General features: G+C 67.0%; 23 protein-coding genes. 17 read left to right on the top strand and 6 right to left on the bottom strand.

The features are described 5' to 3' along the window. The first annotated feature begins 16 nt into the window (after positions 1-16). Positions 17-739, top strand: a complete 723-nt coding sequence (gene pncA / locus JQ617_RS22105; protein ID WP_212028121.1) for a bifunctional nicotinamidase/pyrazinamidase — start codon at positions 17-19, stop codon at positions 737-739. 136 nt (positions 740-875) lie between these two features. Here pncA and grpE read toward each other — a convergent pair whose 3' ends face one another. Then, positions 876-1,481 (bottom strand): nucleotide exchange factor GrpE, encoded by a 606-nt coding sequence (gene grpE, locus JQ617_RS22100; RefSeq protein WP_063685437.1) that lies wholly within the window; start codon positions 1,479-1,481, stop codon positions 876-878. A 96-nt stretch (positions 1,482-1,577) separates the two neighbouring features. Beyond that, positions 1,578-2,666 carry a heat-inducible transcriptional repressor HrcA gene (gene hrcA, locus JQ617_RS22095; protein ID WP_063685435.1) on the bottom strand — a complete coding sequence of 363 codons (1,089 nt, stop codon included), beginning with the start codon at positions 2,664-2,666 and terminating at the stop codon, positions 1,578-1,580. A gap of 168 nt (positions 2,667-2,834) precedes the next feature. On the opposite strand from hrcA, the gene rph reads away from it, so the two are divergent. Genes rph through hemW form a run of 3 tightly spaced genes read left to right on the top strand, consistent with a single transcriptional unit; the run spans position 2,835 to position 5,395 of the window. Then, a complete protein-coding gene (gene rph / locus JQ617_RS22090) occupies positions 2,835-3,548 on the top strand; it encodes a ribonuclease PH (protein WP_063685433.1) in 714 nt (237 codons plus the stop codon). Positions 3,549-3,558: 10 nt separating this feature from the next. Beyond that, positions 3,559-4,194, top strand: a complete 636-nt coding sequence (rdgB, locus tag JQ617_RS22085) for an RdgB/HAM1 family non-canonical purine NTP pyrophosphatase (RefSeq protein WP_212028120.1) — start codon at positions 3,559-3,561, stop codon at positions 4,192-4,194. Between the two features lie 16 nt (positions 4,195-4,210). After that, the gene (gene hemW / locus JQ617_RS22080) at positions 4,211-5,395 is read left to right on the top strand and encodes a radical SAM family heme chaperone HemW (protein WP_212028304.1); all 1,185 of its coding nucleotides are present in this window, start codon (positions 4,211-4,213) and stop codon (positions 5,393-5,395) included. Positions 5,396-5,535: 140 nt separating this feature from the next. Here the strand turns inward: hemW and JQ617_RS22075 are convergent, their stop codons facing one another. Beyond that, positions 5,536-6,771, bottom strand: a complete 1,236-nt coding sequence (locus JQ617_RS22075) for a penicillin-binding protein activator (RefSeq protein WP_212028119.1) — start codon at positions 6,769-6,771, stop codon at positions 5,536-5,538. A 339-nt stretch (positions 6,772-7,110) separates the two neighbouring features. On the opposite strand from JQ617_RS22075, the gene rsmI reads away from it, so the two are divergent. The 3 genes from rsmI to gshB are packed head-to-tail and all read left to right on the top strand — an operon-like array spanning position 7,111 to position 9,404. Beyond that, positions 7,111-8,061, top strand: coding sequence for a 16S rRNA (cytidine(1402)-2'-O)-methyltransferase (gene rsmI, locus JQ617_RS22070; protein WP_212028118.1), 951 nt, complete (start codon positions 7,111-7,113; stop codon positions 8,059-8,061). After that, the gene (locus tag JQ617_RS22065; RefSeq protein WP_212028117.1) at positions 8,048-8,449 is read left to right on the top strand and encodes a YraN family protein; all 402 of its coding nucleotides are present in this window, start codon (positions 8,048-8,050) and stop codon (positions 8,447-8,449) included. The genes rsmI and JQ617_RS22065 overlap by 14 nt, the downstream gene beginning before the upstream one ends. 10 nt (positions 8,450-8,459) lie before the next feature. Then, on the top strand, positions 8,460-9,404 hold the full coding sequence (gshB, locus tag JQ617_RS22060) for a glutathione synthase (protein WP_212028116.1): 945 nt from the start codon (positions 8,460-8,462) through the stop codon (positions 9,402-9,404). A 9-nt stretch (positions 9,405-9,413) separates the two neighbouring features. Here the strand turns inward: gshB and JQ617_RS22055 are convergent, their stop codons facing one another. After that, on the bottom strand, positions 9,414-10,412 hold the full coding sequence (locus tag JQ617_RS22055; protein ID WP_249157359.1) for a helix-turn-helix transcriptional regulator: 999 nt from the start codon (positions 10,410-10,412) through the stop codon (positions 9,414-9,416). A 247-nt stretch (positions 10,413-10,659) separates the two neighbouring features. On the opposite strand from JQ617_RS22055, the gene JQ617_RS22050 reads away from it, so the two are divergent. From JQ617_RS22050 to JQ617_RS22025, 6 genes are all read left to right on the top strand, one after another. Continuing rightward, complete coding sequence (locus JQ617_RS22050; RefSeq protein ID WP_249157357.1) at positions 10,660-11,073, top strand: hypothetical protein; 414 nt, start codon at positions 10,660-10,662, stop codon at positions 11,071-11,073. A gap of 73 nt (positions 11,074-11,146) precedes the next feature. Continuing rightward, the gene (locus JQ617_RS22045; RefSeq protein ID WP_249157356.1) at positions 11,147-11,470 is read left to right on the top strand and encodes a BA14K family protein; all 324 of its coding nucleotides are present in this window, start codon (positions 11,147-11,149) and stop codon (positions 11,468-11,470) included. A gap of 544 nt (positions 11,471-12,014) precedes the next feature. Next, positions 12,015-12,830, top strand: a complete 816-nt coding sequence (cpaB, locus tag JQ617_RS22040) for a Flp pilus assembly protein CpaB (protein WP_145657594.1) — start codon at positions 12,015-12,017, stop codon at positions 12,828-12,830. 10 nt (positions 12,831-12,840) lie between these two features. Next, positions 12,841-14,358, top strand: a complete 1,518-nt coding sequence (locus tag JQ617_RS22035) for a type II and III secretion system protein family protein (RefSeq protein WP_145657596.1) — start codon at positions 12,841-12,843, stop codon at positions 14,356-14,358. A 40-nt stretch (positions 14,359-14,398) separates the two neighbouring features. Continuing rightward, the gene (locus JQ617_RS22030; protein ID WP_212028114.1) at positions 14,399-15,133 is read left to right on the top strand and encodes a CpaD family pilus assembly protein; all 735 of its coding nucleotides are present in this window, start codon (positions 14,399-14,401) and stop codon (positions 15,131-15,133) included. After that, on the top strand, positions 15,130-16,419 hold the full coding sequence (locus tag JQ617_RS22025) for a CpaE/TadZ family protein (RefSeq protein ID WP_063685413.1): 1,290 nt from the start codon (positions 15,130-15,132) through the stop codon (positions 16,417-16,419). The genes JQ617_RS22030 and JQ617_RS22025 overlap by 4 nt, the downstream gene beginning before the upstream one ends. Positions 16,420-16,453: 34 nt before the next feature. Here JQ617_RS22025 and JQ617_RS22020 read toward each other — a convergent pair whose 3' ends face one another. Both JQ617_RS22020 and JQ617_RS22015 read right to left on the bottom strand, forming a co-directional pair. Continuing rightward, a complete protein-coding gene (locus JQ617_RS22020; RefSeq protein WP_145657598.1) occupies positions 16,454-17,251 on the bottom strand; it encodes a tetratricopeptide repeat protein in 798 nt (265 codons plus the stop codon). Positions 17,252-17,332: 81 nt separating this feature from the next. Beyond that, on the bottom strand, positions 17,333-17,578 hold the full coding sequence (locus JQ617_RS22015; RefSeq protein ID WP_018644993.1) for a PilZ domain-containing protein: 246 nt from the start codon (positions 17,576-17,578) through the stop codon (positions 17,333-17,335). 221 nt (positions 17,579-17,799) lie between these two features. Between JQ617_RS22015 and JQ617_RS22010 the strand changes: the two genes are divergently transcribed. From JQ617_RS22010 to JQ617_RS21995, 4 genes are all read left to right on the top strand, one after another. Beyond that, a complete protein-coding gene (locus JQ617_RS22010) occupies positions 17,800-19,338 on the top strand; it encodes a YifB family Mg chelatase-like AAA ATPase (protein WP_212028113.1) in 1,539 nt (512 codons plus the stop codon). 108 nt (positions 19,339-19,446) lie between these two features. Next, positions 19,447-19,914 carry a hypothetical protein gene (locus JQ617_RS22005; protein ID WP_212028112.1) on the top strand — a complete coding sequence of 156 codons (468 nt, stop codon included), beginning with the start codon at positions 19,447-19,449 and terminating at the stop codon, positions 19,912-19,914. A 122-nt stretch (positions 19,915-20,036) separates the two neighbouring features. After that, on the top strand, positions 20,037-22,262 hold the full coding sequence (locus JQ617_RS22000) for a PAS domain-containing hybrid sensor histidine kinase/response regulator (protein ID WP_212028111.1): 2,226 nt from the start codon (positions 20,037-20,039) through the stop codon (positions 22,260-22,262). A 332-nt stretch (positions 22,263-22,594) separates the two neighbouring features. Further along, on the top strand, positions 22,595-23,224 hold the full coding sequence (locus JQ617_RS21995) for a histidine phosphatase family protein (protein ID WP_212028110.1): 630 nt from the start codon (positions 22,595-22,597) through the stop codon (positions 23,222-23,224). Positions 23,225-23,330 lie beyond the last annotated feature (106 nt).

Genomic DNA, 23,330 nt, shown 5'->3' with positions numbered 1-23,330 from the left:
CAAGGGGAGGCGAACGATGCTGGATCGGCGACAGATTTTAGCAGCACTTGGAACGACGGCGTTCGCGACGCTGGCGCCGTCAGCGCTGTTTGCGGCCGCGTCGATCAAGCCGGACGATGCCTCCGCGCTGCTCGTGATCGACGTGCAGAACTGCTTCCTGCCCGGCGGCAGCCTCGCGGTGAAGGAAGGCGAGCAGGTGGTGCCCGTCATCAACAAGATGGCAAAATCGTTCGCGAACGTGGTGATGACGCAGGACTGGCACACGCCGGGCCACGTTTCGTTTGCCTCGACCCATTCCGGCAAGAAGCCGTTCGAGACCGTCGATCTCGCTTACGGCAAGCAGGTGCTGTGGCCGGACCATTGCGTGCAGGGCACCGACGGCGCTGCGCTGTCGAAGGACCTGTCGATCCCGCACGCCGAACTCATCATCCGCAAGGGTTTTCACAAGGACGTCGACAGCTACTCGGCCTTCCTCGAAGCCGACGGCAAGACCTCAACCGGACTCGCGGGATATCTGAAGGGCCGCAAGATCAAGCGCGTGTTCGTGGCGGGATTGGCGACGGATTTCTGCGTCGCCTGGACCGCGCTGGACGCACGCAAGGCGGGCTTCGAAGTCTATGTCGTGGAGGACGCCTGCCGCGGCATCGACACCCAGGGCTCGCTGGCAAAGGCCTGGGCCGACATGGCCAAGGCCGGCGTGAAGCGGATTCAGTCTGCGGATATCGCGGCGAGCGCGTAGGCGGGGCGCACGACCAGACCCTCGTGGTGAGGAGGCGCGTCAGCGCCGTCTCGAACCATGGAAGGCCCAGCTGCGAGAGCCGGGCCTTCATCCTTCGAGACGCGCGCGAGCGCGCTCCTCAGGATGAGGATCGGGCTCAGTTCACTTCGTTGCTGTTCGCCGCAGGCGCGGGCTTCGCGCCGCCCTTGGCGACACCGACCAGAGCGGGGCGCAGCACGCGCTCGCCGATGGTGTAGCCGGCCTGCATGACCTGCACGACGGTACCTGACGGCACCGACGCATCGGGCACCTCGTACATCGCCTGATGGAAGTTCGGATCGAACTTCTGGCCCTGCGGATCGAGCTTCTTCACGCCGTGCTTTTCAAGTGCGCTGAGCAGCGAGCGCTCGGTGAGCTCGACGCCCTCGATCAGCGCGGTCAGGCCGGGATCGGCCGCCGCTCGCGCTTCGGCCGGAACGGCATCGAGCGCGCGCTGGAGATTGTCGGCGATGTCGAGCACGTCGCGGGCAAAGCCGGTGATACCGTAGAGCTTGGAGTCGGCGACTTCCTTGGCGGTGCGCTTGCGCAGGTTCTCCATCTCGGCCAGCGTCCGCAGCATGCGGTCGCGGGCCTCGGCGGCTTCCTTCTGCAACAGCTCGACCGAACCCGGTTCGGGATCGTCGGGCATGATGTAGGGTTTCGACACCACGGGCTCGCCGCTCGGCGCGGTCGTGTCTTCGGGTTGCCGGTCTCGATCGGTCATCGGCTCAAATCTCGAACTCGTTTCCAGGGATTGTTGGCCCGGATATCGTGCCTAAAGCTCCGAAAATCAAGCGCCCGTGATCGGCGCAAATGCCGGTCAGCCCCCCAGCAGGCGGCTGACGATCCGGGCGGCATAGTCCACGGTCGGGATCACGCGGGCATAATTCAGCCGCGTCGGCCCGATCACACCGAGAACGCCGACAATGTGGCCGGCGGCATCCCGATACGGCGAGATGATCGTGGAGGAGCCCGACAGGGAAAACAGTTTGTTCTCCGAACCGATAAAGATGCGCACGCCCTCCGCGGTCTCGGCGCGGCCGAGCAGGTCGATCACGCCGCGCTTGGTCTCGAGATCGTCGAACAGCAGGCGGACCCGCTCCAGATCCTCCAGCGCGTGCAGGTCTTCCAGCAGATTGGCATGGCCGCGGACGATGAGCTGGCGGTCCTCGCTCTCGCCGCCGGACCAGCTGGCGATGCCGGCCGAGATCACCTTCTGGGTCAGCTGGTCGAGCTCGGCACGGGCCTCCCCGAGCGCGGTTTCGAGCTCGAGCCGCGCCTCCGCCAGCGTGCGGCCGCGGATGCGCGCATTGAGGAAATTGCCGGCCTCGGTCAGCGCCGACGAGGGAACCCCCGGCGGCAGCGTCAGCACGCGGTTTTCAACCTGGCTATCCTCGCCGACCAGGATCACCAGCGCCTTTTCCGGTTCCAGCCGGACGAACTCGATGTGCTTCAGCCGCGCATTGGATTTCGGCGTCAGCACCACGGCCGCGGCCCGGGTCAGGCCCGACAGCCGCGTCAGGGCCTGGTCCAGCGCGGCCTCGACCGACTGGGCCTGGCCGACGGAGGTGAGCTGGCTCTGGATCGCCTGCCGCTCGGCGTCATTGAGGTCGCCGACCTGCATCAGGGCGTCGACGAAGAAGCGCAGGCCGAGTTCCGTCGGCAGCCGGCCGGCGGAGGTGTGCGGGGCGTAGATCAGGCCGAGCTGTTCCAGATCGGCCATGACATTGCGGACCGAGGCCGGCGACAGCGGCATGGCGATCAGGCGGGAAATGTTGCGCGAGCCCACGGGCTCGCCGGTCGCGAGATAGCTTTCGACAATTTGACGAAAGATGTCGCGGGAACGCTCGTTGAGCTGGGCGAGGCCTGCGCGCGGCGCGATCAGATGGATCGGATCGTGATGGGCCACAGACGGTAACTCCTCTCAGATGCTCATAATTTGTCCATCCAGGACGGTTCTGACAAGCGTGGCGTTTGCGGGGTGGAAAACCGGGGGCGAAAAAGCCTTGCTGCCCACCCTCACCCCACCTACAAGCACCGCGAACAGCCCAATTCCGAGATTTCTGGAGGATTTCCCATGCGGCCAAGCCGCCGTGCGCCCGACGAATTGCGCCCCGTGACGCTCGAGCGCGGCGTGGTCAAATATGCGGAAGGCTCCTGCCTCGTGAAATTCGGCGACACCCATGTGCTGGTCACCGCCACGCTGGAAGACCGCCTGCCGCCGTGGCTGAAGGGCCAGGGCCGCGGCTGGGTCACCGCCGAATACGGCATGCTGCCGCGCGCGACCTCCGAACGCACCCGCCGCGAAGCCTCCGCCGGCAAGCAGAGCGGCCGCACCGTCGAGATCCAGCGCCTGATCGGCCGCTCGCTCCGCACCATCGTCGACCTCGAAGCGCTCGGCGAGCGCCAGATCACGGTCGATTGCGACGTGCTCCAGGCCGATGGCGGCACCCGCACGGCCTCGATCACCGGCGCCTGGGTCGCGCTCGCCGATTGCATCAACTGGATGAAGGCGCGCAACATGATCAAGGCCAACGTGATGCGCGACAACGTCGCCGCGATCTCCTGCGGCATCTACAACGGCACGCCGGTGCTCGACCTCGACTATGCCGAGGATTCGGAAGCCGAGACCGATGCCAATTTCGTCATGACCGGCGATGGCCGCATCATCGAGGTGCAGGGCACCGCGGAACGCGAACCGTTCACGCAGGACGAGTTCCTGAAGCTCATCGGCCTGGCCCAGAAGGGCATCGCGCGCCTGGTGGACTTGCAGAAACTGGCTGTCGCGTAGTCAATAAGCCATGCACCGCCGAATCACCGGAAAGCTCGTCATCGCGACCCACAATCCCGGCAAGCTCGCCGAGATGAAGGAGCTGCTCGCGCCTTACGGCATCGAGGCGGTGTCGGCCGGCGAGCTCGGCCTCGCCGAACCCGATGAGACCGGCAACGACTTCCGCAGCAATGCCGCGATCAAGGCGATCGCGGCGGCGCAGGCGACCAAGCTTCCCGCGTTCGCCGATGATTCCGGCATCGTGGTCGACGCGCTCGACGGCGCCCCCGGCATCTACAGCGCGCGCTGGGCCGGCCCGGGCAAGGATTTCAACGCGGCCATGGCGCAGATCGAGCGCCTGTTGCAGGAGCGAGGCGCCACCACGCCAGCAAAGCGCACTGCGCATTTCGTGTCCGCACTCTGCGTTGCCTGGCCCGACGATCATCTCGAAGAGGTCGAGGCGCGCGTCGATGGCACGCTGGCCTGGCCGCCGCGCGGCACCGCCGGCTTCGGCTACGATCCGATGTTTTTGCCCAATGGTTACGACCGCACCTTCGGCGAGATGACCAGCATCGAGAAGCACGGCCTGCCGCCGCTTGGCCTTGGCCTGTCGCATCGCGCCCGCGCCTTCGTGAAACTGGCGGAGATCTGCCTTGAGCCGCGCTAGAGCGTTTTCGAGCGAAGTGGATACCGGTTCGCGCCAGGAAAACGCGTCAAAACAGGAATCCGAAGCTTTCGGCGTCTACGTGCACTGGCCGTTCTGCCTGTCGAAGTGCCCCTATTGCGACTTCAACAGCCATGTCCGCCACGCCGCGATCGACGAGGCGCGCTTCGCCGCCGCCTTCGCGCGCGAGATCGCGACGACCGCCGCGCGCGCGGGCGGCCGCGAGGTGACCTCGATCTTCCTCGGCGGCGGCACGCCGTCGCTGATGCAGCCTTCGACCGTCGGCGCGGTGCTCGACGCCATCGGCAAGCACTGGATCGTCGCTGGCGACGTCGAGGTCACGCTGGAAGCCAATCCGACCAGCGTCGAGGCCACGCGCTTCGCCGGCTATCGCGCCGCGGGCGTAAATCGTGTTTCGCTCGGCGTGCAGGCGCTCGACGATGCCTCGCTGAAGGCACTCGGCCGCATGCACAGCGCGCGCGAAGCGCTCGATGCCGTCGCCATCGCACGCCGCTCGTTCGAGCGCTATTCGTTCGACCTGATCTACGCCCGTCCCGACCAGACGCCGGCGATGTGGGCCGACGAGCTGCAGCACGCCATCGACGAGGCGGCCGAGCATCTGTCGCTTTATCAATTGACGATCGAGGAAGGCACGCCGTTCTTCGGCCTGCACCAGGCCGGCAAGCTGAAGACGCCGGACGAAGCGCTCTCGCGCGCGCTCTACGACGTCACCCAAGAAACCTGCGATAGGCTGGGGCTGCCCGCCTACGAGATCTCCAACCACGCGCGGCGCGGCGCCGAATGCCGGCACAATCTGGTCTACTGGCGCGGCGAGGAATATGCCGGCGTCGGCCCCGGTGCCCATGGCCGCCTCGACATCGACGGCGTGCGCCATGCCACCGCCACCGAGAAGCGTCCCGAAGCCTGGCTGATGCGGGTCGAGACCAACGGCGACGGAATCGTCACCGACGATCTCCTCAACAGCGAAGAGCGCGCCGACGAATTCTTGCTGATGGGATTGCGTTTGGCCGAGGGCATCGACCCCGAGCGCTACAAGGCGCTCTCCGGCCGCTCGCTCGATCCCAAGCGCATCACGCTGCTGCGTGAGGAAGGCGCGATCACCGTCGATGCGACGGGCCGCCTGCGTGTGACGAGCAGCGGTTTCCCGGTGCTGGATGCGGTGGTCGCGGACCTCGCGGCGTAGCGAGCTCTCGTAGGGTGGGTTAGCCCTGCAGATGCGCAAAGCGCATCTGCTCGGCGTAACCCACCAACTTCGTTCAGCGTGTGCGGAAGCATGGTGGGTTACGCCTTCGGCTAACCCACCCTACGGCACCGTCTCTCGGACTACGCCCCAAAGCTCTTCGGCGAGCCCGCGACCGCGACGCCGCCGCCGGTCGTCACCTTCATCACCGCAAGGCCACGTTCGTTGGTGCCGTCGGCGCGGAAGCGGAACAGGCCATCGATGCCGGCGAAGCCGGAAGGATTGGTGAGCACGTCGGGCGAGAAGCGCGTGGTGCCTTGCGTGCGCGCGAGCGCGGCGACGAGGGCGACCGCGTCATAGGCGAGCGTGGCGGTGCGGATCGGCTCGCCGCCGAATTTGGTGCGGTAGCGGCCGGAGAAGGCGCGGAAGCCGGCCGGATCCGGCGCGGCGTAGAGGCCGCCCTGCAGCGCCGGGCTCGCATAGACGCGCGGATTGTCCCACAGGCCCGTGCCGAGCAGCTGGATGTTGCGCAGATTCGCGCCTGCCGCGGTCAACGCGTCGGCCACTTGAACCACGGCATCGCCGTCATCGGCGATGAACAGCGCATCGGCGCTGCCGAGCTGCTGCGCCACGGTGCGCGCCGGAGCGGCGCGATCGGCGCCGTATTTCTCGAACGCGACGATGCGGCCGCCGCGCCGCGGCACCGCCGCCTTCACCGCAGCCTCGACGACATTGCCATAGGCATTGTCGGGCACCAGCACGGCGAAGGAGCGCTTTCCGATGCTGGCGGAATATTCGACGATGCGGTTGACGTCGGACTCCGGCAGGAACGAGAGCAGATAGACGCCGCGGCCGGCGATGCTGGAATCGGTCGAGAACGCGATGACGGAGATGTTGCGGGTGCGCGCGACCTGCGCCACCGCCGGCACCGACTGCGCGAACAGCGGCCCCAGGATGATCTCGGCGCCCTCCTCGACGGCCTGCTGCGCGCCGGCTTGCGCGCCTTGCGGGCTGCCGTTGTCGTCCTTGATCAGGAGCTGGATGTTCGGATTCTGGAACTCGGCCAGCGCCATCTCGGCGGCATTGCGCATCGATTGCGCGGCAAGGCCGGCATTGCCCGAGGCCGAGAGCGGCAGGATCACCGCGACCTTCACCCCGCCGGTGCCGGCGGTCGTCGCCTGTTGCGGCGGACCGGCCGGCTGGGCCGGCGGCGCGGAAGAGCTGGAGAACGGGTTGGAGAACTGGCTGAGGCTTTGCTGCACGCCGGCGCAGGCCGACAACAGGGGCGCGCCGAGCAACAGTCCGAGCGCGCTCCGCCGGGTTGCCCCTGACGGCAGGCGGCCCTGAACAGGAGATTTCGGATCACTCGGGCCCAGCATGGCAACTTCTCTTCTGACCAGCGATCGCCAGCCGGTCACAACATTCTTGGCCGCGACACAAGCCGCGGATTCAGGCATATTGTCGGCAAATAGTTAACCAAAACAAAAGGATAATAACCACTTAACACGGCTGCCTTCCCGTCCTGGCCAGCTGTTCGCCGCTCCTCACACAGCATCAAGGCGGTGTTTCCGTCGCGAATATGGCGCGAGGGCCCACACTCCCTCGTGACGTGATCCCGGATCGATCACATTCCCGTCCGTTCCTCACCCCTCACCTCGGCGCGATCTTTTCCAGGGACTGTTCCCAGCCCTGCGGATCGTGCCTAAGTTGGCTTCATTATGCGCGCAAAGCCGGCCCCGATAAATACGCCTGAAGGCCCAGACGCCGCCCCGCGCGGCTTCTCCATCGATGCCCATCGGCTCCCGGCCCCGAAGGCGGCGCCGGGCCTGCATCTGGTCGCGACCCCCATCGGCAATCTCGGCGACATCACCCTGCGGGCGCTGCAGACGCTCGCCGGGGTCGACGTCATCGCCTGCGAGGACACCCGCATCACGCGCCGCCTGACCGAGCGCTACGACATCTCGGCCCAGCTCAGGCAGTATCACGAGCACAACGCCGAGGCCGCGCGCCCGAAGATCCTGGAGGCGCTGGCGGCAGGTGGTTCGGTCTCACTGGTCTCGGACGCCGGCACGCCGCTGATCTCCGACCCTGGATACAAGCTGGTGCGCGAGGTCTGCGCGGCCGGCCATGCCGTCTACGCGCTGCCCGGCCCCTCCTCGGTGCTGGCGGCGCTGTCGGTCGCGGCATTGCCGACCGACCGTTTCTTCTTCGAAGGCTTTTTGCCGGCCAAATCCGCCGCGCGAAAATCGCGTCTGGCCGAACTGGCCCGCATCGATGCGACGCTGGTGATGTTCGAATCCGGCAACCGCGTGCAGGATACGCTGGCGGAGCTTGCCGGGATCATGGGGACGCGCGAGGCCGCGATCTGCCGCGAACTCACGAAACTGCACGAGGAGATATCGCGCGCGACGCTTTCCGAGCTCGCGCGCGACGCCGATACGCTGGAGACGCGCGGCGAATTCGTGCTGGTGATCGCGCCGCCGGCGGCCGATGCCGAGGTGCTGACGTCGGATGCGCTCGACGATCTCCTGCGCGACCAGCTTGCCGCACACAGCGTCAAGGACGCCGTGGCGCATGCGGTCGCGCTGTCGGGCCGGCCGCGCCGCGAGGTCTATGCCCGCGCGCTCGAGCTCGCAAAAGACTCGCGGGGCGGCGATGGCGAAGACTGAGACCCCTGCGGAACCGAAGGTCGCCTCGCCCGAGCGCGTCGCCGCGTTCCGCACCGGCATCTCGGCAGAGAGCCGCGCCGCGGCCTTTCTCATGGCCAAGGGCTATCGCATCCTCGCCAAGCGCTTCCGCACGCCGCATGGCGAGATCGACCTGGTGGCGCGCCGCCGCAACCTCATCGCCTTCGTCGAGGTCAAGGCGCGCGCCAGCCTCGACGAAGCGGCCTATGCAGTGACGCCGCGCCAGCAGCAACGTATCATCGACGCCGCCCAAGGCTGGCTCGTGGCGCATCCCGAGCATGCCGAATTCGAATTGCGATTCGACGCCATGCTGATTGCGCCGCGCTCACTTCCGCGCCATGTGTTGGCGGCATTCGACGCCTCGACCTGAAAGGCAGACCATGAAACTGAACGTCGCCGTCCAGATGGACCCCATCGCCCGCATCAACATCAAGGGCGATTCCACCTTCGCGCTGCTGCTGGAGGCGCAGAAGCGCGGCCATGGCCTGTCCTATTACACGCCCGACAAGCTCTCGATGGTCGGCGAGGAGATCGTGGCCCCGGTCCAGCTCCTCAGGGTGCGCGACGAGCCCGGCGATCATTTCACGCTGGGCGAGCCCCGGCGCGAGGCGCTCAACGGTTTCGACGTGGTGCTGCTGCGCCAGGACCCGCCGTTCGACCTCGCCTACATCACCTCGACGCACTTCCTGGAGCGCATCCATCCGAAGACGCTGGTGGTCAACGACCCCGCCTCGGTGCGCAACGCGCCGGAAAAGCTGTTCGTGATGAATTTTCCGCAATTGATGCCGCCGACGCTGATCTCGCGCGACCTCGACGAGATCAACGCCTTCCGCGACAAGCACGGCGCCGTCGTGATGAAGCCGCTGCACGGCCATGGCGGCGCGGCGGTGTTCCGCGTGATGCCGCAGGACATGAATTTCGGCTCGCTGTACGACATGTTCTCGGTGACGTTCAAAGAACCCTGGGTGATCCAGCAGTTCATCCCCGAGGTGAAGCACGGCGACAAGCGCATCATCCTCGTCAACGGCGAGTTCGCCGGTGCGGTGAACCGCGTGCCGGCCGCCGACGATCTGCGCTCCAACATGGTGCGCGGCGGCGCGGCGCAGGAGACCGAGCTCACCCCGCGCGAGCGCGAGATCTGCGCCACCGTCGGCCCGGCGCTGCGCGAGCGCGGCCTGCTGTTCGTCGGCATCGACGTCATCAACGGCAATCTCACCGAGATCAACGTGACCTCGCCCACGGGCATCCGCGCCATCGCGCGGCTCGGCGGCCCCGATGTGGCGGCGAAGGTCTGGGACGTGATCGAGCAGAAGCGGAAGAAGTAGCTTTGTAGCCTAACCGCAAAATCCCCGCGCACGCCGCACCGTCTCTGACGGATACAGGCCGAATGTCGAGCGGTATGACGCTGCAAACCGGCCCATATGGGTAAAGCCCCATTTCAGCGCGACCTCGCTGACCGGAAGCAGGTTCTCCGGGCGCGACAGCTCGTCGTGGATCGCCTCGAGCCGGATTTTCCTGAGATAGGCGACGGGCGTCGTGCCGTGGATCCTGCGGAAACCCGATTGCAGCAACCGGCCGCTGATCCCGGCATTGCCGGCGATATCCGCGATCGTCAGCGGCAGATGAAGATTGGCCCGCATGTATTCGACCGCCCGCCTGACATGACGAGGCGGCGCATCCACGGGATGGCGGCTCAAGCGGTCGGTCAGCCGGTGCGGAACATTCTCGAGGATCAATTGCATCGCGGCTTCCGAGAGCAGCGCGCTGGCTTTCGGCGAGCGCGCCAGGATTCCGTCGTGCAGGCCGGCGGTACTGGCACGGATGAGCTGACACAGGAGCTGCCCGGCACTGCTCGACACATCGAGCTTCGGCGTCAGATCCAGATCTTCCAGCGCCGCGTTTCCGAACGTCGCGGACAGGGCCCTGGTCACCACATCCGTATGCAATGTCAGCGTGACGCTCGAATATCGTCCGTCCACCGCTTCCACGCTCTGCTGCCGCAGGTTCGGAAGCGACACGATCGCCACGTCGGATGAGGTTCGCTGTACGCTCTTTCCTGCAACGACGATCTCGGCCTTGCCGGCGTTCAGCACGCTGATCGCGAGCTCGCCCGACGAACCGCCATACGCATAGCGCCAGTCCCAGCCTGCAGACAGCTCCGCCCGCACCACGTCCATGCCGGCGCCGACCGCAACATCCGCATGCCAGCGAAACGATCCGTCAGGCTTCGGCGCCGATTGCGCGTTGATCCCGTGCGGCCGGAGCATGTCGAGCAGATCCTGAAACGACGACCCCGATCGTGCGGGCGGCGCGGCGATTATGTCTTCGACCATGGTGTCCATCGTTCGGGGCGTCCGTTCGTGCGGCAGCTGCATCATCAGGCTAGCACAATTTGGGTGAATTCAGGCCCGGCGCCCGCGCCCGATATCCGATTGCCGCACCAAACATCCACATCGCGCAAGCGCGCGGCGGCCGTCAGGCCGGATTCCGAACGCCTCCATCCCGAATGCGACGGCGTGCATGGACTTGCGGCGCGGTTGGCCTAAATCCCCGCGACTGCGTCAAACAGGTATTGAAAGCATGCTGACAAGAACAATTTGCGCGATCGCGCTCACGGCCCTTTCGTCGTCGATGCCGGCGCGGGCCGAGAGCTGTGCAGATCACTATCAGATGAGCGGCGTTCCCCTGGTGACGGGCACGACCCACAAGGTCTGGATGATCTTCCCGTCCGCCAATCCCGCCGCCGCCCTCGACAAAGTCTCCCGCGCCGTTCTGGCGGAGGGCTTTGTCGACGTGAACGTGGACAAGGCGCTGGGCACGCTGACCACGCAGCAGGAGACCACCGGGTCCGGACGGCCGCAGACGTTGCGCGTCGTCGTTCGCAAGGAGGGTAGGGGCAGCCGCGTCGATGCGGTCTTCATCATGCCGCCGGGCCAGGTGGCGCCGGGCATCACCGCCAATCTCTGCCGCGTCGTGGATGCGGCCGGCCGGTAGCGCGACCATCCGTGAAGTTGCAAGCGAAACAGGAAATCCAATGCGCATCGATCATGTCTTGAAGCTTGTCTTGATGACCGCCGCCACAATGCTCTCGGCCAACGCGAGCGCCGCTCCATTGCAGAGCGTCGCGCGCGCTGCGGGCGAGGTCCCGGCCCTGACCGAGAAGGTCTGGTGCCGTTACGGACCGTGCTATGACAACGGCGCCGGTGTCGGCGGACTGGTCGGCGGCCTCATCGGCGGCGCCATCGCGGCCGGTGCGGCCACCGCCGCCGCGCAGCAGGAAGCGGCGGCCGCCCAGCAGCACGCGACCTCATGCGCCCAGCGTTACCGCTCCTACGATCCGGCATCGAATACGTACGCGGCCAAGGACGGCCGGCGGTATCCCTGCCAGTAAGCGGCGGCTCGTAGCCCGGATGAAGCCACCGGGTCGCGCGAATGCGCGCCCGATGACAGGCTCCGCGCAATACGGGATCACGCGATCGGCTGCACGCCTCAATCTCTCGCCGTCACCCCGAGGTGGCCGCTTCTTCAGCGGCCCTCGAAGGGCGACGGCCCGACTGTTGCTACACGTTGCTGCACCCGGGCCGTTCATCCTTCGAGGCTCCCGGCGCGATGCTTTGCATCGCGCCACTCGCACCTCAGGATGACGGATCACGGGTGCCGGCGCAGATGCTTTGGCACGATAGCGCGCGCACATCACTAACCACCCGTTCACCATGACGCCCCGCGCCTCGTTCGAACGCGGGAGCGCACACGCGTGAAACTACGGGGCCACTGGCCGACCGGATAACGCGACGTTCACCATCTGCTCAAAACTGGCAGCATCACTGGCCATCACGTTCGGGCTCGCAACAACCCTTATACTTTTACTCCCTACTCATCGACACGGGGGAACCCGCCAGGTGCGGTTCGAGTGCCCCGCGTAAGAGTAGAAGTGTATGAACACCGCACGCATTGTCGTTCTCGTCATCGCGCTGGGCGCCGGCGGCGTCGCCGCGTATCTGGCGAGCGGCTATCAGAATGCGCCCGCGCCCGTGCTTCCCGTCGCCGAAAAACTGCCGACGGTCGAGGTTCTGATCGCGAAGAACGACATCCAGCTCGGCCAGGCCGTGAAGCCCGACGACCTGCAATGGCAGTCCTGGCCGGCGGCGACCGCGAGCAACGCCTTCATCCGCCGCGACGCCAGGCCCGACGCCCAGAACCAGATCGCCGGCGCGATCGCACGCGTGCCCTTGATGCAAGGCGAGCCGATCCGCGAGCAGAAGCTGGTGCGCGCCGAAGGCTCCGGCTTCATGGCCGCGATCCTGCCGTCCGGCATGCGCGCCGTCTCCACCGAGATTTCAGCCGAGACCGGCGCCGGCGGCTTCATCCTGCCGAACGACCGCGTCGACATCGTGCTGACGCGCCGCCTGAAGAATCCCGACGCCAACGGCGCGCTCGCCGGCAACGACCTCATCCTGTCCGAGGTCATCCTGACCAATATCCGCGTGCTCGCGATCGACCAGGCGCCGAAGGAAAAGGACGGCCAGAACGCCGTGCTCGGCAAGACCGTCACGCTCGAGCTCAAGCCCGACCAGGTCGCCACGCTGTCGGCCGCGCGCCAGGGCGGCACGCTGCAGCTCGCGCTGCGCAGCATCGTCGATGTCAATGCAACAGAACTCACCGCCGAGGACCTCGCAGCCAAGCGGTCCGGTGGCGGGGTCAACGTGATCCGTTACGGCGTGCAGGCGCGGCAACTGACGTCACAGAAGTGATGGGGATGGGATGAACTACGGGGATGATCGGACGGGCTTGCGCATTCGGGGGAACAGCGCACGCACGTTCTGGACGGGAGCGATGCTGATCCTGGGGCTGCTCGCAGCGCCCGGGCTGGTCAGCGCCGCGGAGGCGCCGGTCGGCGACCAGGCGCCGCTGCAGGTACCGGATCTCGGCCTGACGTCGGTCGGGTCGATCGCGCCGGCGAAGACGCGTTTTCTCTCGCTCGGCGTCGGCAAATCCGTCGTCATCGACCTGCCGCGCGAGGTCAAGGACGTGCTGGTGGCCGATCCCAAGATCGCCAATGCGGTGATCCGCTCGGCCCAGCGCGCCTACATCATCGGCGGCACGGTCGGCCAGACCAACGTCGTGTTCTTCACCGCCGACGGCCAGCAGGTCGCCGCCTATGACATCGCGGTGAAGCGCGACCTCAACGGCATGCGTACGGCGCTGCGCCAGTCGCTGCCGGGCGTGCAGATCGAAGGTGTCGGCGACAGCGTGATGCTGACCGGCTCGGTCTCGAGCCCGGTCGAGGCCCAGCAGGCCGGCGACGTCGCTGCAAAGCTGGTCGGCGGCTCCGACAAGGTGGTCAACAACATCGTCGTGCGCGGCCGCGACCAGGTCATGCTCAAGGTCGTCGTCGGCGAAGTGCGCCGCGACATCGTCAAGCAGCTCGGCGTCGATCTCAGTGCCAGCCTGAATGCCGGCACCGCGGTGGTGAACTTCAACAATTCGAACCCGTTCACGATGTCCGGCGGCCCGCTCGTCGGCACCAACGGGCTCGGCGTCGCCGGCCTTGCCAAGGGCATTGCCACGGTCAGCGCCACGATGCGCGCGATGGAAAGCGCCGGCGTGATGCGCACGCTGGCCGAGCCGAGCCTGACCGCGATCTCGGGCGAATCCGCGACCTTCATCGCGGGCGGCGAATTCCCGATCCCGTCGGGCTACGCCTGCGATCCCGTCACCCATGTCTGTACCACCCAGATCACCTACAAGAAGTTCGGCATCTCCCTGAACTTCACGCCGGTCGTGCTCAGCGAAGGCCGCATCAGCCTGCGCGTGATGACCGAGGTCTCCGAGCTGTCGAACCAGCAGGCGATCACCGTGACGCAGGCGGTGTCGTCGAACACCACCAACTCGATCACCATTCCCTCGATCCAGACCCGCCGCGCCGAAACCACCCTGGAAATTCCCTCGGGCGGCTCGATGGCGATGGCCGGCCTGATCCAGCAGCACACCAAGCAGGCGATCAACGGCCTGCCCGGCGTCGACCAGGTGCCGATCCTCGGCGCGCTGTTCCGCAGCCAGGACTACGTCAACAACGAGACCGAACTGATGGTGATCGTGACGCCCTATGTGGTGCGCGCGGTCGCCCAGAAGGAATTGTCGCGGCCCGACGACGGCTTCGCGCCGGCCTCGGATGCGCAGACGGCGCTGCTTGGCCGCATGAACCGCCTCTATGGCATCGCCCGCCGCGTCGATCCGATCGACGGCGTCCGCGGCGATTTCGGCTTCATCATCGACTGAGACGACCGGCTTGGGGAACGGGGCAAGAGGGGATCAAGCGATGACGAAGATGACAGCCGATCGACGTCGCGGCCTTGGCATCGCACTGGCGCTGACGGGACTCTCCGTCATGCTCGGCGCCTGCAACACCACCGGCGAGATCGTCACCCAGACGGTGCCGACCGACTATCGCCAGCGTCACCCGATCGCGGTGCAGGAAGCCAAGAAGTCGATCGTGATCTTCGTCGGCAAATCGCGGGGCGGCCTCTCCGACGCGCAGCACACCGACGTCGCTGGCATCGCGCGCGAGTGGGTGCGCGAAGGCACCGGGTCCGTGGTCGTGGACGTGCCGGTCGACGCTTCGAATGCGCGCGCCGCGGCGGCGACCTATCAGGAAATCCGTTCCGTGCTGGCGTCCGGCGGCGTGCCCTCGCGCGCCATCGTCAGGCATCCCTACCGGCCCGAGGATCCCGGCCTGCTGCCGACCATCCGCCTCAGCTATTCCCGCATCGCCGCGGTCGCGGGCCCCTGCGGTCTGTGGCCGGAGGACGTCGGCCCGAGCATCCTCGATCCCGGCTACAACGAGAACCGGCCTTACTTCAACCTCGGCTGCGCCAGCCAGCGTAACCTCGCGGCGATGATCGACAATCCCGCCGACCTCGAGCAGCCGCGGGCCGAAACCCCCGTCTATACCGCACGGCGCGACATCGCTTTCGATCGCTATCGCAAGGGCTCGCCGGTCGGCACCCCCAGTCCCGACGCCGAGAAGGCCAAACTCAGCGAAACAGGCAAATGACAGGCTTCAACGACGAAGAGGCGGACGACCCGCAGCACCCCGAGGAACACATCGCGCCGGTTCCTCGCATCTCCGTGCAGGCGTTTTGCGAGACCGACCAGACACTCAAGGCGGTGACCGCGGCCGGCGAGGATCGCCGCCTCGCCAAGGCGCATCTCACCGCCAGGGAAGGCGGCCTCGCGGCGGCGATCGAGGTCTATGAGTCGATGCCGACGCCGAACGTGATCGTGATCGAATCCGACGGCACGCGCGACATCCTCGAAGGTCTCGACGATCTCGCCGGCGTCTGCGATCCCGGCACCCGCGTGGTCGTGATCGGCAGCCCCAGCGACACCGCGCCTTATCGCGAGCTCGTGCGCCGCGGCGTCAACGATTATGTGGTGGGTCCGGTCGAGACGCTCGACGTGGTCCGCTCGATCTGCAGCCTGTTCTCGGCCTCCGAAGCCATCATCACCGGCCGCGTCATCGCGGTGGTCGGCGCCAAGGGCGGCGTCGGCGCCTCCACCGTCGCGCACAACGTGGCCTGGACCATCGCGCGCGACCTTTCGCTCGATTCCGTCGTGATCGATCTCGACCTCGCCTTCGGCACTGCGAGCCTCGACTACAATCAGGACCCGGTGCAGGGCATCGCCAATGCCGTGCTGTCGCAGGAGCGTCCCGATACCGCGCTGATGGAACGCCTGCTCGCCAAATGCAGCGAGCGCCTCAGCCTGCTCGCCGCGCCCGCCACGCTCGACCGCGTCTACGATTTCGGTGCCGAGGCGTTCGATGCAGTGTTCGACACGCTGCGCATGACCACGCCCTGCATCGTGCTCGACGTTCCCCATCAATGGTCGGGCTGGACGCGGCGCGCGCTGGTCAATGCCGACGACATCGTCATCGTGGCCGAGCCTGACCTCGCGAACCTGCGCAACACCAGGAACATGCTGAGCGTGCTGAAGGCGGCGCGGCCGAACGACCGGCCGCCGCTGTACTGCATCAACCAGGTCGGCATGCACAAGCGCGCCGAGATCGAGGTCAAGGCGTTCGCCAAGACCATGGAGAGCCAGCCGATCGCGGTGATCCCGTTCGATTCGAAGCTGTTCTCGACCGCGGCCAATAACGGCCAGATGATCGCGGAGGTCGCCAAGAACCACCGCACCACCGAGCTGTTCCAGAACATGGCGAACCGCCTCGCCGGCCGCGGCGAGGTGAAGAAGCCGAAGCGCTCGCTGCTCGGGCCGCTGCTGAAGAAGCTGAAGGGCCGGTCGGGTCGCGGACCCGCCCCGCATCGCAAGGCGTCCTAGAGATCGGGAATCGCTGGGATCGGAAGAGGGCGGGCTATTTGTCCGCCCTTTGCTGTTTCTTGGCCAGCACCTGCCGCAGCGCCGTGACCTTGGCCGCGGCCTGGTCCGGCGGCAGATCGGCCTTCACGAGGATTTCGGCCTCGGCCTCGCGGCCCTGCAATCCCAGCACGAGCGCGAGATTGGCGCGGACCCGCACATCGTTCTGATTGCGCTGATAGGCGCGGCCGAGCACCTGTTCGGCCTTCGAGAGATTGTTTTGCAGCATGTAGGACAGGCCGAGGTTGGACAGAACCTGCGGCTCGTCAGGCACGATCTTCAGCGCGCTTGCGTAGTATTGCTGCGCTTCCTCGTTGCGGCCGAGCTGGTCGAGCGCGGCGCCCTGCGCCGACAGGATCCGCCAGTCGGGATCCTCGGGCGAATGCGCGCGGCCGAGCACATCGAAAGCCTGCTGGAAATTGCCGTTGTCGGCGAGCGCGCGGCCATAGCCGGCGAGCAATGCCTTGTTGCTGGGATGGGCGAGCACGGCCTGCTCGAGCACCGCGACGGCCTGGGCGCGCTGGCCGCTGGCGCGCAGCGCCTTGCCGTACTCGATCGCGATGGCGGGATCGCTGGGCTTGGCGCGGTAGCGCTCGCGCAGCGCGTCCATATCCGGCCTCGCCTCGGCTCTGGCCTCGGACTTGGCGTCGGCCTTGCCGGCTGTTTCCGTCTTGCCGCCGAGCGCGCCGGTGACGTCCTCGATGCCAGTCGTCTGACAACCGCCGAGGGCAACCACGATGAGGGCGGGAAGCAGCAATCTCGCCGGGGGGGAGGCGAGAGACGAACGCTTGGACATACTCTGATCACTCGGCAACTGATCAGAGATGCTTGCCGATTAACGCTAAAGTCCCGTTAAGGACGCGCGCCCGTGGCGGGGTCAGTCGACGAATTCGGCGCCGAATTCGCAGCCGATGCGCCAGCGCAGGCGGCATTGGCGGGAATAGTCCGGCGCGAAGATGATGGTGAATTGCGGCGGCACTTCCAGAAATTCCGCCACCACTTTCACGCCCCCGTCCGAGATATCCGTGATCGTGCAATCCCGCGGCAGCGAGCCCGCGCCAAAATGGATCTTGGCGAGCCGGCTGCACACCCGACGTTCGCTTCTCCGGCGATTTGCAAGCATTTGAACTCTTCACCCGTTAGACCACGGCCCATCCCGCACCCCTAGGAGTAGCGGACATTTGTTGGGATGTGCTGAGGACAGAAGCTTGCATTCGAGACGTAGTGTCTGCGTCCCGTTGACGATCGGTTAGGGCTCACGTCCCAGTCTGTTCCCGTAATGTTCTTGCGGAACGGCGAGTCTCCTGCTACCCTTGATTGTGCAAACGGGCAGGCTGGTTCGGCATGGTTCAACGGGTATCCACCGTCGCCTTTGAGGGGATCGAGGCCCGCGCGGTCGACGTGCAGGTGCAGGTCGCGCCCGGCCTGCCGGCCTTCGCCATCGTCGGCCTGCCCGACAAGGCGGTGTCGGAGGCGCGCGAGCGGGTGCGCTCGGCGCTGATCGCCTCGGGGCTGGCGCTGCCGGCGCGGCGGATCATCGTCAACCTGGCGCCCGCGGATCTGCCCAAGGAAGGCAGCCATTACGACCTGCCGATCGCGCTCGGCCTGATGGCGGCGATCGGCGCGATCCCGCCGGACGCACTGACCGGCTTCACGGTGCTCGGCGAGCTCGGGCTCGACGGCTCGATCGCGCCGGTCGCCGGTGTCCTCCCCGCCGCGATCGGCGCCAATGTGCGCGAGGAAGGGTTGATCTGCCCGGCGGCCTGCGGGTCGGAAGCCGCGTGGGCGAGCCCCGACATCCAGATCATCGCCGCGCAATCGCTGATCCAGATCGCCAACCACTTCAAGGGCACGCAGGTGCTGTCGCGGCCCTCGCCGAAAGTGCACGAGGCCGCCGCCTCGAAACTCGACCTGCGCGACATCAAGGGCCAGGAGAGCGCCAAGCGCGCGCTGGAGATCGCGGCCGCGGGCGGACATCACCTCCTGATGATCGGCGCGCCCGGCGCCGGCAAGTCGATGCTGGCCGCGCGCCTGCCCTCCATTCTGCCGCCGCTGTCGCCGGGCGAGCTGCTCGAGGTCTCGATGATCGCCTCCGTCGCCGGCGAGATCGAAGGCGGCGCGCTGACATCGCAGCGGCCGTTCCGCTCGCCGCATCATTCCGCCAGCATGGCCGCGCTCACCGGCGGCGGCATCCGCGCCAAGCCCGGCGAGATCTCGCTGGCGCATCAGGGCGTGCTGTTCCTCGACGAGCTGCCCGAGTTCGATCCGCGCGTGCTGGATTCGCTGCGCCAGCCGCTGGAGAACGGCGAGGTCTCGGTCTCGCGCGCCAATCATCGCGTCACCTACCCTGCCCGCTTCATGCTGGTCGCGGCGATGAATCCGTGCCGCTGCGGCAACGCCTTCGAGCCCGGCTATGCCTGCAAGCGCGGTCGCATCGATCGCTGCACCTCCGATTACCAGTCGCGCATCTCCGGCCCGCTGATGGACCGTATCGATCTGCGCATCGAGGTCCCCGCCGTGACCGCGGCCGATCTGATCCTGCCGCCGCCGGCCGAAGGTTCGGCCGAAGTCGCCGCGCGCGTGGCGGCTGCGCGCGACATCCAGCTCGCGCGCTATGCGGATGCCGGCCTGCCGCATGTCCGCACCAATGCCGAGGCACCTGCCTCCGTGCTGGAGGAGATCGCAAAGCCCGACGCGCAGGGTCAAAAACTGCTGCGCGACGCCGCCGAGACCATGCGGCTGTCGGCGCGCGGCTATCACCGCGTGCTGCGGGTGGCGCGCACGCTGGCCGATCTCGACAATGCCGACAGGATCGGCCGGCTGCATCTCGCCGAAGCGCTGTCCTACCGCGCACTCGCGGAGGATGTGCGGCAGCTGGCCTGATCATTCCGCGCATCAACCCGGCGGTAACGAGTTTCCTTTACCCTCTGCAAACCATAAGGCCCACCGAGTTTCTGGAGTCGTTCACTCGGGCCTGGCGAGTAGAGTGTCATGTTGCGTTTCAAGATCCTGGCCTCCGTTGTTCCCCTGCTGGCGGCAGCCGCGTTTGCCCGCGGCGAGATCGGATCGGTCTCGCACCCCTGCATCGCCCTCGGTGAAACCTCCGTCGAGCTGACATCCCTGTTCTGGACCGCCGGCGTCCATGTCGCCTTCACCGACGATCCGTCGCGCGCCACCGTCAAGGTCCAGATCACCGAGGATGCAGACGCCGCGGACTTCGCGGTGGTGGACGACGGCCTCGGTTCCGAAACCGATTCCTGCCAGGCCAGTCCGGCAAACCGCCTCGTCACCATCGCGGCGCAGCCGGTCGACGGCGGCCCGGTGATCTATCTCTCGACCGACGGCCCCGCCGATTACCGCATCTATGTGCGCTCGAAGACGTTCTCGCAGCGCGAGGCGGCGGCGCTGATCGTCGGCGCGCACGACGGCCGCCGCCCCTTCCAGGCCGCCTCGCTCTGAGGGCGTTAACACCTCGCTAACCCTGTTTGGAGGCGGCCGCAAAGCCTCAAGCTGTTCGCAAGGTCGGCGCGACATCGTCGCACGCAGCGGCGGTGGGGTTTCGGACAAGAGTCGGGGTGGCGATGGGTCGGACGTTCCGGATCAAGGTGCGCATGCGCCGCTTCAGGCGGCGGCATCCCAGGATCGCCTTCGCGATCCGCTCCTTCATGATCTTCTCGGCGACGTTCGGCGGCGCCTATGGCTTTGTCTCCGGCAGCCGCTCCGAGAATTCCGGCTACGACCCCAATGCATTCGCGATCGGCGCGAGCTTCCTGTTCGCCTTCGCCTGTCTTGGCCTTGCCACGCTCAGCATGCGGCTGCGCTTCGTCAACAAGCGGATGCGCACGCTGGCCGCCCACAACGAGGCGCTGATCGACCGCAATTGGGAGCTGAAGGAAGCCGAGGAGCGCGCCCGCAGCCTGTTCGAGCAACAGGGCGACCTGATCGTGCTGCGCGACCATCAGGGCCGCATCACCTTCGCCAACGACGCCTATTGCGCGCTGGCCGGACAGGCGCGCAGTGCGCTGGTCGGCACGCGCTTCGATTTCGACGTGGTGGAGCAGGGCGACAGCGCCCGCGAAAGCAACGGCACCCGCATCCACGACCAGAAGATCACGACGCCGCTCGGTGCGCGCTGGATCGCCTGGCGCGAAGGTTACGTGCGGCTCGATGCCGGGCAGCCGGCCGAGTTGCAGAGCGTCGGGCGCGACGTCACCGACCGCACCGAGACCGAGCGCGCGCTGTCGGAGGCGCGCGACCAGGCCGACGCCGCCAACCGCGCCAAATCCCGCTTCCTCGCGATGGCCTCGCACGAGATTCGCACGCCGTTGAACGGCATAATCGGCATGGGCGGCCTGCTGCTCGACACCCATCTGACGCCGGAGCAGGCGACCTACGCCCGCGCGGTGAAGACCTCGGGCGAAGCGCTGATGGCGCTGATCGAGGAACTGCTCGACTATTCCAAGATCGAGGCCGGCAAGCTCGACCTCGAGCAGCGCCCGTTCGCGCTCTCGACCCTGATCGAGGAAATCACCGAGCTGCTGGCGCCGCGCGCGCAGGCCAAGCAGCTCGAGATCGCCGCCTATGTCGACGAGCGCCTGCCGCTCGAGATCGTCGGCGATGCCGCGCGGCTGCGCCAGGTGCTGCTCAACCTCGCCGGCAACGCCATCAAGTTCACCGCTCACGGCGGCGTGGCGCTGATCGTCGAGCCCGGCATCTGGCCGAACGAGATCAGCTTCCTGGTCCGCGACACCGGCATCGGCATCGCGCCCGAGGCGCAGCAGCGCATCTTCCGCGAATTCGAGCAGGCCGACGAACGCGTCGCCCGCACCTATGGCGGCACCGGACTTGGCCTTGCCATCAGCGAGCGCATCGTCAAGCGCATGGGCGGCCGCATCACGCTGACGAGCGAGCCGGGCAGGGGCGCGACCTTCGAGGTCGCGGTGCCGCTCGCACCGTCGCAAGGAAACGCGGGACAGACCGCCTTCCCGAGCCCCGACCTCACCGGCAAATCCGTGCTCCTCGTCGCCGAGGGCATCGAGGCCTCGCTGATCGCCCGGCGCCTGGAGCGCTGGGGCGGACAGACCTGCCTCGTGAGCGACGCCACGGCCGCGGAAGCGCTGCTGCCCGAACGCTCATGGCACGCGGTGCTGGTCGATCGCACCATCGGTTCGGCCATCGCCGACCGGCTGGGTGAAGCGGCGCGCGCGCATGCGCCGCAACGGCTGGTGCTGCTGACGTCGAGCTCGCGCCACGAGAAGATTTCGCCCGCCTTCACCGGCTTCCTGGTCAAGCCGCTGCGCGCGGCCTCGCTCGCCGCACGCCTCGCGCTGACGCCGGAGGTTGCCTCGCCCGACCTCGCGCCGGAGCCGCCGGCCGAGTCCGCCAGCGCGGCGCCGGCGAAAGGGCTCTCCATCCTCGTCGCCGAGGACAACGAGATCAACGCACTGTTGATGCGCTCGCTGCTGACCAAGCTCGGCCACCGCGTCGTCATCGCCGTCCACGGCGAGGCCGCGCTGGAATCCTGGCTCGCAGCCAGCTCGGCCGGCACGCCCTATGATCTCGTGCTGATGGACATCCAAATGCCGCAGCTCGACGGCATCGAAACGACAAAGCGCATCCGCGCGCATGAAGCCGCCACCGGCGGCCGGCACACGCCGATCCTGGCGCTCACGGCCAACACGCTGGTGGAGGATCGCTATGCGTGCTTCGAGGCCGGCATGAACGGGTTTCTGATCAAGCCGCTGGACCGCGAGAAGCTCGACGAGGCGCTGGCGGGACTGGCGGCGTCACGGCATCTGGCGGTGTAGCCGGGGCTCCCACCGCGTCATTGCGAGCGCAGCGAAGCAATCCAGAGTCTTTCCGCAGGGGCATTCTGGATTGCTTCGCTGCGCTCGCAACGACGTTGTGGGCACATGCACGGCCGCAACATAGAATGTCGTAGGGTGGGCAAAGCGAAGCGTGCCCACGCATCTTTTGATGAAACGCGCAGAACGTGGGCACGGCGCTTTGCGCCTTTGCCCACCCTACGGCACCCGACCCACAACTTCACGATAACCTGATCCCGACCGGCAATCGACAATTGAAATCGGCTGCACGGCGCGCCACCATCCTGCGGGGCATTGCATAGCGGATATTGCGCATGAGTATGCTTTTGCGCCTCGCGATCATTGTCCTTCTCGCCGGCCTCTCACGGGGCGCCGCGGCCGATACGCCGGAGCTCATCTCATCGCTGAAGCAAGGCGGCTACGTGCTGGTGTTCCGGCACACCGCCACCGACGACAGTCAAAAGGATGTCTACCCCTTCAGATTCGACGACATGAGCGCCCAGCGTCAGCTCAGTGACAAGGGCAGGGACATGGCCCGCCAGATCGGGGCGGCGGTCAAGGCGCTCGCGATCCCGATCGGCGAGGTCTACACCAGCCGGCTGAACCGCGCGATCGAGACCGGCAGGCTGCTCTCCGGCCGCGAGGTCAGGCCGCTCGATGCGCTGACGGACAGCAGCAATGCCAGTGCATCGGGAATGGCAAACCCGGCCGGCGCAAATGCAAAGGCCGGACAGGCCATGCGTCAGCTCGTCGATGCATCTGTGCAGGCAGGCACCAACACGGTCCTGGTCACCCACAAGACCAACATCACTGACGCCTTTGGCAAGGACGCGGGCGACGTGCAGGAAGGCGAGGCCTTTGTCTACAAGGCCAACAGCACCGGGCCCGCCACCTTCGTGGGGCGCATCAAGCCTGCGGATTGGCTGGCCAGCGCCGGCAGGTGACAGACCGCATCGAACCCGGGCATTGGCGCGACGTGACGGCGTGACTTGCCGCCGCGCCACTGTCCTGTGCTACCAACGTCCGGCGAGCAGCGACTGAAAGGCCGGC

This window comes from Bradyrhizobium sp. KB893862 SZCCT0404 (genome assembly GCF_018130885.1).
GTDB lineage: Bacteria > Pseudomonadota > Alphaproteobacteria > Rhizobiales > Xanthobacteraceae > Bradyrhizobium > Bradyrhizobium stylosanthis.
Note: the sequence above shows the minus strand (reverse complement) of the source record. Positions and strands in the feature narration are given on the sequence as shown.

Coding starts and splice junctions, on each gene's coding strand:
- pncA (WP_212028121.1), top strand. CDS start 17: ATGCTGGATCGGCGACAGATTTTAGCAGCACTTGGAACGACGGCGTTC.
- grpE (WP_063685437.1), bottom strand. CDS start 1,481: ATGACCGATCGAGACCGGCAACCCGAAGACACGACCGCGCCGAGCGGC.
- rph (WP_063685433.1), top strand. CDS start 2,835: ATGCGGCCAAGCCGCCGTGCGCCCGACGAATTGCGCCCCGTGACGCTC.
- rdgB (WP_212028120.1), top strand. CDS start 3,559: ATGCACCGCCGAATCACCGGAAAGCTCGTCATCGCGACCCACAATCCC.
- JQ617_RS22075 (WP_212028119.1), bottom strand. CDS start 6,771: ATGCTGGGCCCGAGTGATCCGAAATCTCCTGTTCAGGGCCGCCTGCCG.
- rsmI (WP_212028118.1), top strand. CDS start 7,111: ATGCGCGCAAAGCCGGCCCCGATAAATACGCCTGAAGGCCCAGACGCC.
- JQ617_RS22065 (WP_212028117.1), top strand. CDS start 8,048: ATGGCGAAGACTGAGACCCCTGCGGAACCGAAGGTCGCCTCGCCCGAG.
- gshB (WP_212028116.1), top strand. CDS start 8,460: ATGAAACTGAACGTCGCCGTCCAGATGGACCCCATCGCCCGCATCAAC.
- JQ617_RS22055 (WP_249157359.1), bottom strand. CDS start 10,412: ATGGTCGAAGACATAATCGCCGCGCCGCCCGCACGATCGGGGTCGTCG.
- JQ617_RS22050 (WP_249157357.1), top strand. CDS start 10,660: ATGCTGACAAGAACAATTTGCGCGATCGCGCTCACGGCCCTTTCGTCG.
- JQ617_RS22045 (WP_249157356.1), top strand. CDS start 11,147: ATGACCGCCGCCACAATGCTCTCGGCCAACGCGAGCGCCGCTCCATTG.
- cpaB (WP_145657594.1), top strand. CDS start 12,015: ATGAACACCGCACGCATTGTCGTTCTCGTCATCGCGCTGGGCGCCGGC.
- JQ617_RS22035 (WP_145657596.1), top strand. CDS start 12,841: ATGAACTACGGGGATGATCGGACGGGCTTGCGCATTCGGGGGAACAGC.
- JQ617_RS22030 (WP_212028114.1), top strand. CDS start 14,399: ATGACGAAGATGACAGCCGATCGACGTCGCGGCCTTGGCATCGCACTG.
- JQ617_RS22025 (WP_063685413.1), top strand. CDS start 15,130: ATGACAGGCTTCAACGACGAAGAGGCGGACGACCCGCAGCACCCCGAG.
- JQ617_RS22020 (WP_145657598.1), bottom strand. CDS start 17,251: ATGTCCAAGCGTTCGTCTCTCGCCTCCCCCCCGGCGAGATTGCTGCTT.
- JQ617_RS22015 (WP_018644993.1), bottom strand. CDS start 17,578: ATGCTTGCAAATCGCCGGAGAAGCGAACGTCGGGTGTGCAGCCGGCTC.
- JQ617_RS22010 (WP_212028113.1), top strand. CDS start 17,800: ATGGTTCAACGGGTATCCACCGTCGCCTTTGAGGGGATCGAGGCCCGC.
- JQ617_RS22005 (WP_212028112.1), top strand. CDS start 19,447: ATGTTGCGTTTCAAGATCCTGGCCTCCGTTGTTCCCCTGCTGGCGGCA.
- JQ617_RS22000 (WP_212028111.1), top strand. CDS start 20,037: ATGGGTCGGACGTTCCGGATCAAGGTGCGCATGCGCCGCTTCAGGCGG.
- JQ617_RS21995 (WP_212028110.1), top strand. CDS start 22,595: ATGAGTATGCTTTTGCGCCTCGCGATCATTGTCCTTCTCGCCGGCCTC.